The organism is Corallococcus sp. CA049B (assembly GCF_003611685.1).
Classification (GTDB): domain Bacteria; phylum Myxococcota; class Myxococcia; order Myxococcales; family Myxococcaceae; genus Corallococcus; species Corallococcus coralloides.
In genome coordinates this window covers 1-10572 of the sequence record NZ_RAWC01000273.1, presented here as the reverse complement: position 1 = coordinate 10572, position 10572 = coordinate 1, and the positions used below count along the sequence as shown (strand labels likewise).

Below are 10572 nucleotides of genomic sequence, written 5' to 3'. Positions count from 1 at the left end.
GCGTACACGCGCGAGCCCCTGCGGCTGAACATGCCGGGCACGCCCGCGAGCTCCGCGCCTCCCGCCGCGCAGCCCCCGAACCGGGGCGCGTCGGGCAACGCCGCGCCGCCGACCCTCTACCCGCCGGGAGAGCGTCCTCTACCACCGCCGCAGCCCGTGCCCGTGCTGTTGCCCGTGGGTCCGGCCGGCACGTCCGCCACGGCTCCGCAGGGCTCCGCCCAGGGGGGGCGACCCGCCGCGCCCGGTGCGTTCGCCACGCCGCCGCAGGCCGCGGGCCGTCCCGCCCCCCCCGCGCAGCAGGGTCCCGCGACGCAGGGCTTCGGAGGCCCGGGCCCCGCGACCACGGCCCAGGGTGCTCGACCGGGCGCCCCCGGTCAGGGCCCCCAGGGCACGACCCCAGCCGCGCAGCCGGCACAGGGCCCCGCGCGACCGGGAACCACCGTCCAGAGCGCGCAGGGCACGTCCCCCGCCGCGCCCCGCACCGGCGCCCCCGCCCAGCCTCCGGGAGCCCGTCCCGCGGTGTGGCCTCCCGCGCCCGAGCAGCAGGCCCGCGCGGCCCAGGCCGCCACGCCGACCCAGCCGCCGGTTCCCCCGGCGCCGCCCCGGGGCGAGCCGTCGTTCCTCATCTTCAGCAACCCCGCGTCCGCTCAGGGCGCGAACCGCCCTCGCGCGCCGGAGCCCGCCCCCGTCCCGGGTGCCTCCAGCGCGCCGGATGCCGCCGTGCCGGAGTGGACGCTGCCCCAGGCCCGCTCCGCGCTGCGGGAGTCGACGCGGGAGCTGGACCGCCTGCTGGACGTGGCGCTGCGCTTCGGCCGCCGCACGTTCGACTACGTGGCCGCCTTCGCCGTCGTGCGCGGCGCCGCGGGGGGCTGGGACTCGCGCGGCGAGGGCCTGGACGCGAACGCCCTCTCCCTGGTCTCCATCCCCCTGGACGCGAGCAGCGTCTTCCGCACCGTCGCCGTCACGCGCGGCAGCTACGCGGGCCCGCTGCCTCCGGACGCGCTCACGCGGCACTACCTGGAGCTCTTCGGCCGCCAGGCCCCGCGCACCGTCTTCCTGTACCCGGTGGAGGTGAAGGGCCGCCTCGTGGCCATCCTCTACGGCGACTGCGGCCAGAAGCCGATGAGCCAGCGCCGGCTCAGCGACTACATCCTGTTCTGCCAGGACCTGCCGGCCGCCTTCCAGGAGCTCATCCTCTTCCGCAAGCAGCGCGTGTCGGAGCTCCGCGCGCCGGAAGAGGACTTCACCATCGACGTGGACGTGCCCGGCTTCCCGGCCCCGGTGCAGCCCGCGCCCGCGCCCGCCGTGGTCGCGGGGCTCGGGTGGAACCCCGTCTTCGGCCGGGGAGGCGTGGCCAACCTGGGCCGCGCCGCCGCCCTGCCCCCGCGCGTGCTCTCGCCGGAAGAGCTCCCGCCGCCGGACTTCACGCCGCTCCTGCGCCGGCTCACCGGCCCGGACGCGTCCCAGCGCTCCAGCGCCATCGCGGAGCTGGCGCGCTCGCCGGAAGCCAGCGCCCGGGTGCTCGCGCAGCACTTCCCCGGCCCCACCGCCTGGAGCCGCCTGCCCGTCGTGGAGCTGCCGGAAGCGGACGAGCTGGGTCCCATCCCCGCCGCCCTGTCGCGCCTGGGCCGTCCCGCGGCCGTCGCGCTGGCGCCGCTGTTGGACTCGAACGACGCGGACACGCGCTACCTGGCGCTGCTCACCGCGGGCAACCTGCCCTACGCGGAGCTGGTGGACGGCGTGCTGCGCGGCCTGTTCGACATGGAGCCGGACATCTCCAGCGCCGCGCGGGTCGCCGCCGCCGCGCTCAAGCACCTGCCGCGCCTGGACGCGTCCCTGCGCGACCTGCGCCAGGAGCTGGCCAGCCGGGACGCCCTGCGCCGCTCGCTGGCGGCCCGTGCGCTGGGCACGCTGCACGACCGCGACGCCATCGAGGGCCTCATCAACCTCACCGGCAGCGACGACGCCATGTGCGCGCAGGCCGCCGCGGAGGCGCTGCGCGAAGTCACCCGCGCCACGCTGGGCCTCCAGCCGCGCCAGTGGTCGGCGTGGTGGGCGGAGAACCGCAGCCGCCGCCGCGCGGACTGGCTGGTGGCCGCGCTGCGCCACCGCGAGCTGGACGTGCGGCTCGCCGCCATCGAGGAGCTGAGCCGCGCCCTGCACGACACGCTGGGCTACTACGCGGACGCGCCCGACGCGGAGCGCGAGGCCGCGGTGCGGCGCTGGGAGTCCGCGGCGGTCGACCCCGCCAACGCCCGCCGGCTGGGCATGCTCTGAGCCTCGGAGGCGCGCGATGACGGGCGCCATGTGGGTCAGCCTGCTGGCGTGCGCGGGGCAGCTCGCGCTCGCCGGCATCGCGCTCGCCCGCGTGGGACGAAGCCCCCTCGCGCTGCCGCTGTCGCTGCTCTCCATCGCGCTGTCCACCTGGAACTTCTCCGCCTTCGGGCTGGCGCGCTCGGGGGACACCGGCTGGCGGCTGATGGGCTTCGCCGCGGCGCTGATGACGCTGCCGTGCGCGGTGCACTTCATCCTCGCGTTCGTGGGCCGCCGCCGCCGCTCCGCCCGCGTGCTTTACGGCACCTACGCGGTGATGGGCGCGCTCGCCCTGACCATGCTCATCGCCATGGGCGTGCCCGCGCTGCAAGAGCGCATCTACACCTTCCGCTTCGGGCTCGCCGTCGCCGTGGGCGTCATCCCCATCCTCACCACGGGCTTCGTGCTGCTCACGCGCCACCTGCGCCACGCCAGCGCGGAGGGCTCCCCGGACGAACGCGCGCGAGCGGGCCTGATGCTGCTGGGGCTCACGCTGCTCGTCGCGCTGCTGCTCACGGACCTGGCGGCGGACATGGCCCTGCCCGTGCCGAAGCTGGGCAACGTGGGCACGCTGCTGGGCCTGCCGGTGATGGCCACCGCGTCCCTGCGCTTCCAGCTCTTCGGCAAGGACGCGCGGGCCACGAGCGCGGCGGTGCACGCTGTCGTGCTCGCGCTGGTGGGCGTGTTCGCCTACCTCACGCTCTTCCGCGTCTTCGCCGCTGAGTCCGGGGCGCTCGTCGTGGGCACCACCGCCATCACCTTCGCGCTGCTCGCGGCGGCGCGGCGGGGCGTCACCGCCTTCGTCACCCAGCGCGAGCGCCTGGAGCAACTGGCCACGCTGGGCCGCTTCTCCGCGCAGATGGCGCACGACCTGAAGAACCCCATCGCCGCGCTCAAGGGCGCCGCGCAGTACCTGAAAGAGGAGCATGCGCGCGGCCACTCCTGGGACGCGCACGGTGACTTCCTGGACCTGCTGCTGGAGCAGGTGGAGCGCCTGGACCGCGTGGCCGGCACGTACCAGCGCCTCGCGCGAGTCGAACCGCTGCGACGGCCGTTGGACCTGAACCGGCTGGTGGAGGGCGTGCTGTCGCTCCAGGCCTTCGCGACACCGGGCGCGGTGGAGCTCAAGAAGGAGCTCGCGCCCGACCTGCCCGAGTGCGCGGGAGACGAGGACCTGCTCGCCAACGCGCTGGAGAACCTGGTGCGAAACGCGTTCGAGGCCATGCCCGAGGGCGGCGCCCTCACCGTGCGCACGCTGCGGGACGGCGGCGCGGTGGTGGTGGAGGTGCAGGACACCGGCAGCGGCATGGACGCGCGCACGCGCGAGCGGGCCTTCGATGACTTCTTCACCACCAAGGCGACGGGCAGCGGCCTGGGGCTCGCCTTCGTGAGGCGCGTGGCGGAGGCGCACGGAGGCGCTGCGTCCCTGACGAGCGGCGAGGGCCATGGCACCATCCTCCGCCTGCGCCTGCCGGCGGCCCCCGTCTCCCAGGCCCCGGCATCCGAGGGAGAAGCCGCGTGAGCGACGCACTGAAGGGCCACGTCCTGGTGGTCGACGATGATCCCGCGCTGCTCAAGGTGCTGGGCGCGCTGCTCACCCAGGCGGGCCTCACCCCGCATCCGGCCTCGAACGCGAAGGACGCCCTGGCCCTGCTCGCGCGCCGACCCATCGACGTGGTGCTGAGCGACGTGCGCATGCCGGGCATGAGCGGCATGGAGCTGCTCGCGGAGGTGGGGCGCGGCTGGCCGGACGTGCCCGTGCTGCTGATGACCGCGCACGGCACGGTGCCGCTCGCGGTGGAGGCGATGAAGGCGGGCGCGGCGGACTTCGTGCTCAAGCCCTTCGACCGCGAGGAGCTCCTCTTCACGCTGAAGAAGGCCCTGCTCCACGCGAGCCAGGACCCGGAGCCCACGCGCGGCACCGGCAAGGCGCCGGACGGCCTGGACAGCCTGCTCATGGGCCAGAGCCGCGCGATGACGGAGGTGAAGGCCCTGCTGGTGAAGGCCGCCCAGGGCACCGCCACGGTGCTGCTGAGGGGCGAGTCCGGCACGGGCAAGGAGCTGGCCGCGCGGGCCCTGCACGAGAACAGCCCCCGGCGCGCGGGGCCCTTCGTGAAGCTGCACTGCGCGGCGCTCCCGGACACGCTCTTGGAGAGCGAGCTGTTCGGCTACGAGAAGGGCGCCTTCACCGGCGCGGCCACGCGCAAGCCCGGCCGCGTGGAGCTGGCGCACGGCGGCACGCTGTTCCTCGACGAGATTGGCGACGTGTCCCCCGCCGTGCAGGTGAAGCTCCTGCGCGTGCTCCAGGAGCGCGAGTTCGAACGGCTGGGCGGAACCCAGACGGTGAAGATCGACGTGCGCTTCATCGCGGCCACGCACCAGTCGCTGGAGGACGGCGTGCGCCGGGGCACCTTCCGCGAGGACCTCTTCTACCGGCTCAACGTGGTGCCCCTCTGGCTGCCCACGCTGCGCGAGCGGCCGGAGGACATCGCGTCCCTCGCCCGCCACTTCCTGGACGTGCACGCGAAGAGCAACGGCCGCCCCCCGTTCACCCTGAGCGAGGACGGACTGCGAGCGCTCCAGACCCAGCCATGGCCCGGCAACGTGCGCCAGCTGCAGAACTTCCTGGAGCGGCTGGTGGTGCTCTCCGACGGGCCCGTGCTCACCGGCGAGGACGTGGCGCGCGAGCTCTCCCGCCAACCGGGACTCGCGCCGCCGCCCGTCGCCGCGCCGCTGCCTCCGTCGCCATCCGACTCCGTCACGCTGGAGTCACGGCGCAAGGACGTGGAGAAGCAGGCGCTGGTGGATGCGCTGAAGCGCTCGGGTGACAACCGCACGCTGGCGGCGCGGCTGCTCGGAGTGAGCCGGCGCACGCTCTACAACAAGCTGGAGGAGCACGGCCTGCTGTAGGGGTGCCGGGAGGCCGGCCCTCTGGAACCCGGGCCGTGGTTTCACACAGCGCTTCCGTGTACGGACCTGACTTCCAGGTTTATGCTGCTTCGCGCTCGTACTCCCTGGACGCGGCACCGCAGCTCACCCGAGTCCCCCTCCCAGCCCGCAGGGGCTGGCTGACACGAAGGAGCAACGCCCCATGACCCAGTCCCTCGCCGGCCGCGTGAGCGGTCCCGTCTACACCCCCAACGACGCGGGCTATGCCCCGGAGAGCGCCGGCTTCAACGTCGTGGTCACCCATTCGCCGCAGTACGTGGTGGCGGTGAAGTCCACGCAGGACGTGGCGGAGGCCATCCGCTTCGCCCGGGAGAACCACCTGCCCGTGTCGGTGCAGGCCACGGGGCACGGGACGGACGTGCCCATCACCTCCGGCGTGCTCCTCTCCACGAAGGCGCTGAACCACGTGAGCATCGACCCGGCGACGCGCATCGCCACCATTGGCGCGGGCGCGCGCTGGGAGCCGGTCGTCGCGGAGGCGGCGAAGCACGGCCTGGCGCCCATCGCCGGCTCGTCCACGAACGTGGGCGTGGTGGGCTACCTGCTGGGCGGCGGCATCGGGCCGCTGGTGCGCAGCCACGGCGTCAGCTCCGACTATGTGGTGGGCTACACGCTCGTCACCTGCGACGGGGAGACGGTGGAGGCGACCGCAGAACAGCACCCGGACCTGTTCTGGGGCCTGCGCGGCGGCAAGAGCGGCTTCGGCATCGTGACGGAGGTGAAGGTCCAGCTGGTGGAGCTGCGCTCGCTCTACGCGGGCAGCCTCTTCTTCGAGGAGCAGCACATCGAGGCCGTGCTGCGCGGCTGGGTGAAGTGGACGTCGGAGGCGGACGCGCGCGTGTCCACGAGCATCGCCGTGATGCGCTTCCCGCCGTTCGACTTCATCCCGCCCCCGCTGCGCGGCCGCACGGTCATCAACCTGCGCTTCGCCTACCCGGGCTCCGTCGAGGAGGGCACGAAGCTGGCGGCGCCCCTGCGCGCGCTGGCGCCCCTCTACCTGGACATGCTGGGCGAGCTGCCCGCGACCCAGATGGCGCGCATCCACAATGATCCGGATCAGCCCAGCCCCGTGTGGACCACCGGCATGATGCTGACCCACGTGGACCAGGACTTCGCGACCACGGTGCTGCGCCACGTGGGCCCGGGCGCGCAGACGCCGTACTTCATGCTGGAGCTGCGGCACCTGGGCGGCGCCTGCCAGAAGGACGTGGCGGGCGGCTCCGCGGTGGGCGGCCGCAACGGCAACTTCCTCGTCGGGCTGGTGGGCATGCACCCGCCGCTGTTCGAGACGGTGCTGCCCGGCGCCACGGAGGGCCTGCGCGCGGAGCTGAAGCCGTGGCTGTCGCCGGAGATGTCCATCAACTTCCTGGGCAAGGCCCGCGACGCGGAGCACTTCGACAGCGCCTGGCCGGACGCCATCCGCGCGAAGCTCAAGGAAGTGCGCGGCAAGTACGACCCGCACAAGCTCTTCGCCGCGAAGTAGCGGCCAACCAGAGCCTTCAGGGAGCCAGCGTCGCCAGCGAGTCCAGCTCCTCCTGGAACGCGGCGACGATGGCTCCCGGGTCGGGCACGCGTGACGCATCCGAGGCCACGCCCACGGTCACCTGTCCCGAGTAGCTGAAGAGGCTGACCCCCAGGCCCACGTGGCCGGCCTGGGGGACCCAGAACGTGAGCCCCCGAAGCCGGCTGCCCGCGAGCGACACCGGCTGGCGCGGCCCGGGCACGTTGGTGGCGACGAGCGACGCCTTGGTGCCCATCACGTCCACGACGGCGCGCTCCAGCGCCGCGGGCGTGCGCCCCAGCAGCTCCAGCAGGCCGAACGTCACCACGGCCTCCGGAGAGCGCTTGAGCTGCTCCATCCGCTTCGCCACCTCGCGCAAGCGGCGGCGCGGCTCCGGCAGGTGCACCGGGAGCCGCAGGAACACCACGCCGAAGCGGTTGCCCAGCTCGCGAGGCACCGGCACGTCCAGGGGCCGCAGGTTCACCGGCACCAGCGCGTGCACGTCCTCCAGCGGAGCGTCCCGCGTGGCCAGGTAGCGCCGCAGCGCGCCCGTCACCGTCGTGAGCAGCACGTCGTTCACCGTGCCGCCCAGGGTCCGGCCCACGGCCTTCACCCGCTCCAATTCAATGGGCTCCGACCACGCGGCGAGCTTCCGGGGACTCAACGGCCCCCGCAATGGAGAGCGGGGATCCGGCGGCAGCACCAGCAGCTTGCCCAGGGCCGCCGCGCCCTTCGCGCCCTCTCGCACGAGGTCGCCCGCGAGGATGGGCTCGCGCACCATCTCCGCGCCCTTGCGCAGCGCGGAGCGGGCGCCCCGCGCGAATCGCATCCAGCCCGGAGCCCGGGGTGGCCGCTCCACCTCGGAGGGCAGCTGCGCGTCGGAACCTTCATCCCGGGCCTCCGCTTCCGGCACGGCGCCCGCGTCCACCGGCTCCGTGAGGGACAGCAACACCCGCGCGAGCGCGATGCCATCCGAGATGCAGTGGTGCAGCCGCGCGAGCAGCACGTCCCCGCCCGGCGCGCCGCGCACCAGGTGGATGTGCCACAGCGGACGGGAGCGGTCCAAAGGCACGCCCAGCCAGTCCCCGACGAGCGCCTCCAGCCCCGCGCGCCCCGCCGACTCCGGCACGCGCAGCGTGGACAGGTGCTCCTCCAGCTCGAAGTCCGGCGCGTCCTCCCAGTGCGGCGCGCCCAGCGGCCCGGGCACCACGCACTGCCGGAAGCGGGGGTAGCGCTCCACCAGCCGCTCGCGCACCACCGCGCGCAGGCGCTCCAACTCCACGGCGCCGTCGAACCACAGCACCGCGGTGATCATCATCAGGTTCGCGGGCTCCTCCATCTGGAGCCACGCCGCGTCCATGCTCGCCATCCGCTCGCGACCCGCCATGGCGTCCTTCTCACCCGCGCGCCCCGGTGGGGGCAAGGTCCTCCTCAAGGCTTGGGCTGCGGCTCCGGCGCCTGCTGCTTCTCCCGCTCGAACTGGAACGTCTGCCGCGTGGCGCCCGGCACCGTGAGCACGAGCGAGTGCTTCTCTTCAATGGCGTACGTGAACTCCCCGCCCTTGAACTTGCCCTTCGTCAAGGGAACCACGCGCTCCTTGCCGCACACCGGGCCCACCGCCTGACCATCCTGCGTGCGCAGCGCCAGGTGCTTCTTGTCCTTCACCTCCAGCCGGCCCCACGCGCGAACATCCAGCGTGCTGCCGCGCCCGAGCGTCGCGTCATCCAGCTTCGTCCGCATCACGAAGCACCCGTCTGGCGTCACCTGCAGCGACCGCGCGTAGTCGGACCGGGGCTGCACGTCGATGCGCTCCTCCTGGCCCTGGTCCGTGTCCGGGATGCTCGCCGCGGACAGCACCCACGTGCCCACCAGCTCCTCCGGGACGGCCGTGCCCTTCGGGGCCTTGTCGCCCTCGCACGGGTTCGTCACCAGCTTCTCCGGGCTCTTGGGCGCGGGCTCGAAGGACCTCTCGCAGGTGAGGCCGCAAGACTTCGCCGCGCACGCCGAGTCGTCCGGCGCGCAGGCCGCCTTGCTGGTACAGGCCTTCAGCCGCTTGAGCGCGTCCTCGCACCCCTCGCGCATGCACTTGTCGACGCACTCCGCGTCGATGCACTCCGATACGCAGACCCAGTTGGTGCGGCCACACACGCCCGCGACGGTGCGGGGCGCCTGGGCCGCCGCGGGCAGCGCGGCGACGGAAACGAGGAGCAGGACGAGGAGTCGGAACGGTCGCATGCGCTCTGCAAGCTAGGCAGTGCGCCCACCTCCGGCGACACCCGGCGACAGGACGGCTGTCCACCGGGCATCACTCCGGGCTCCGGCACTGCCGTCAGGTGAACTGCCACCGCCAGGTGCGCGGGTCGGACGGATTGGGCAGCTCCAGCTCGAAGTCCAGCGTGTCGTAGCGGCTGAACTCGCGAGGCTCCACGCGCAGGAGCGTCATCGCCGTGGTGTTGCGCTCGCGCATGGGGGACACGTCGAAGGCCAGCTCCGCGTCGAAGGCGACCTTGTAGAACAGGCAGAAGCCATCCACCCGCCCGTCCTCCTCCACCGGCCGCTGGATGCGCACGCGCGAGGGCAGCCCCTCCGCGCGCATCGTCTCCAGGTCGAACCCGAACGCGGGCTCCGGCTCACACAGCAGGTGGTCCACCTCATACGAGCGCACCAGCCGCGTGAAGTATGACGGGCTCATCGCCTCGCGCAGCGACTGGAGGCAGCGGAAGTCCACGTGGGGCAGGTGCTGCGTCCAGATGAACGGGACGCACGCCTCCTCGCGCAGCTGCACGGGCTCCACGTAGACCTCGAAGCGGTTGGGGAGGATGCGGCCGCCGGGCTTGAGCAGGCGCGTGCGCAAATCCAGCATCCGGGGCACGAGCCCCGCATCGAGCAGCGCATCTCCCAGCAGCTCATGCAGCAGCACGTCCGCCTTCTCCTGCGGCTGGAAGTGCCAGGTGGGCTCGCGCACGAAGTCGATGCGGTCCAGGCCGTTGCGGCGGGCCACCCACTGCGTGGTGTCCAACAGCCGCGAGTCATCCACCGCGTACAGCTTGCGCGGGTTCTGGTGCGCGGCGAGGAAGGTGCGCAGGCCGGTGCCGGCCTTCACGTCCACCACCACCTGGTTGGGGCGCACGTAGCGCTCCACCGCGCGGCGCCACATCTCCACCCGTTGCGGATCCGCCAGGACGGAGTCCTGCGGCGCGGGGCTGGACAGGGACAGGCTGTTGGGCGCGTGCCGGCGGTGCAGCTGGGACACGAGCGGCAGGTGCCTGAGACGCGAGCGCAGGTCCATCAACGCCTGACGCGGCAGGTCGAGCAGATTCGACATGGTGGCTTCCCCCCGGAAGGCCGTGACGGTCCCGACAAAGACGCGGCCGACCACCCCGTCCCCCGGAACCGGACTCCGGAGGATGCGGCAAATCCAGACTTCCCCCCAATCCGTCCCGAGGGCCGCTCACTGTCCCCGCGTGAACATCCGCCCCCGCACCGTGGGGCGCAATCCACTCGGACCGCCTCGAGACAATCCCTCAAAGCAGGAAGACACCGGTCCCCCCGGTGACCTCTCGCCGGCGGACTGGAGACGACGCCGGCGAGAGGCTTTCCCCCTGCACGGGAGCGTCCGCGAATGACAGTCCAAGCATCCCTCCGGGCGGACAAGAAAACAGGTGGAATGCGTCTTTTCCGGAAAGCCGCCCATTCGCGAGCCCTGCTCGCGGACGGGAGGAAGGCTGCCGGTCACGCCCGTGGATGGACCCAGGTCTTGATGGAAGAGGGGCTGTCTCTTATACACTTCTGACGCTGCCGACGATCGC

General features: G+C 73.1%; 7 protein-coding genes. 4 read left to right on the top strand and 3 right to left on the bottom strand.

Features of this window, described 5'->3' with window-relative positions:
• The 4 genes from D7W82_RS35375 to D7W82_RS35360 all read left to right on the top strand — a co-directional run.
• Nucleotides 1–2277, top strand: a 2277-nt coding sequence (locus D7W82_RS35375) for a FrgA protein (protein ID WP_233588132.1), incomplete at its 5' end; no start/stop codon positions are given.
• Between the two features lie 16 nt (nucleotides 2278–2293).
• On the top strand, nucleotides 2294–3835 hold the full coding sequence (locus D7W82_RS35370; protein ID WP_120622527.1) for an ATP-binding protein: 1542 nt from the start codon (nucleotides 2294–2296) through the stop codon (nucleotides 3833–3835).
• A complete protein-coding gene (locus D7W82_RS35365) occupies nucleotides 3832–5223 on the top strand; it encodes a sigma-54 dependent transcriptional regulator (RefSeq protein WP_120622526.1) in 1392 nt (463 codons plus the stop codon). The genes D7W82_RS35370 and D7W82_RS35365 overlap by 4 nt, the downstream gene beginning before the upstream one ends.
• 181 nt (nucleotides 5224–5404) lie before the next feature.
• A complete protein-coding gene (locus D7W82_RS35360) occupies nucleotides 5405–6745 on the top strand; it encodes an FAD-binding oxidoreductase (protein WP_120622525.1) in 1341 nt (446 codons plus the stop codon).
• A gap of 16 nt (nucleotides 6746–6761) precedes the next feature.
• On the opposite strand, the gene D7W82_RS35355 is transcribed toward D7W82_RS35360, so the two are convergent.
• The 3 genes from D7W82_RS35355 to D7W82_RS35345 all read right to left on the bottom strand — a co-directional run bounded on the left by D7W82_RS35355 (nucleotide 6762) and on the right by D7W82_RS35345 (nucleotide 10088).
• Nucleotides 6762–8150, bottom strand: a complete 1389-nt coding sequence (locus tag D7W82_RS35355; RefSeq protein WP_120622528.1) for a wax ester/triacylglycerol synthase family O-acyltransferase — start codon at nucleotides 8148–8150, stop codon at nucleotides 6762–6764.
• A gap of 44 nt (nucleotides 8151–8194) precedes the next feature.
• Nucleotides 8195–8998 (bottom strand): hypothetical protein, encoded by an 804-nt coding sequence (locus D7W82_RS35350; RefSeq protein WP_120622524.1) that lies wholly within the window; start codon nucleotides 8996–8998, stop codon nucleotides 8195–8197.
• A gap of 94 nt (nucleotides 8999–9092) precedes the next feature.
• A complete protein-coding gene (locus D7W82_RS35345; RefSeq protein ID WP_120592076.1) occupies nucleotides 9093–10088 on the bottom strand; it encodes a class I SAM-dependent methyltransferase in 996 nt (331 codons plus the stop codon).
• Between the last annotated feature and the right edge of the window lie 484 nt (nucleotides 10089–10572).

Bases quoted from the DNA above. Each gene is read 5' to 3' on its own strand.
- D7W82_RS35360 (WP_120622525.1), top strand. From the start codon at position 5,405: ATGACCCAGTCCCTCGCCGGCCGCGTGAGCGGTCCCGTCTACACCCCC.
- D7W82_RS35350 (WP_120622524.1), bottom strand. From the start codon at position 8,998: ATGCGACCGTTCCGACTCCTCGTCCTGCTCCTCGTTTCCGTCGCCGCG.
- D7W82_RS35345 (WP_120592076.1), bottom strand. From the start codon at position 10,088: ATGTCGAATCTGCTCGACCTGCCGCGTCAGGCGTTGATGGACCTGCGC.
- D7W82_RS35355 (WP_120622528.1), bottom strand. From the start codon at position 8,150: ATGGCGGGTCGCGAGCGGATGGCGAGCATGGACGCGGCGTGGCTCCAG.
- D7W82_RS35370 (WP_120622527.1), top strand. From the start codon at position 2,294: ATGACGGGCGCCATGTGGGTCAGCCTGCTGGCGTGCGCGGGGCAGCTC.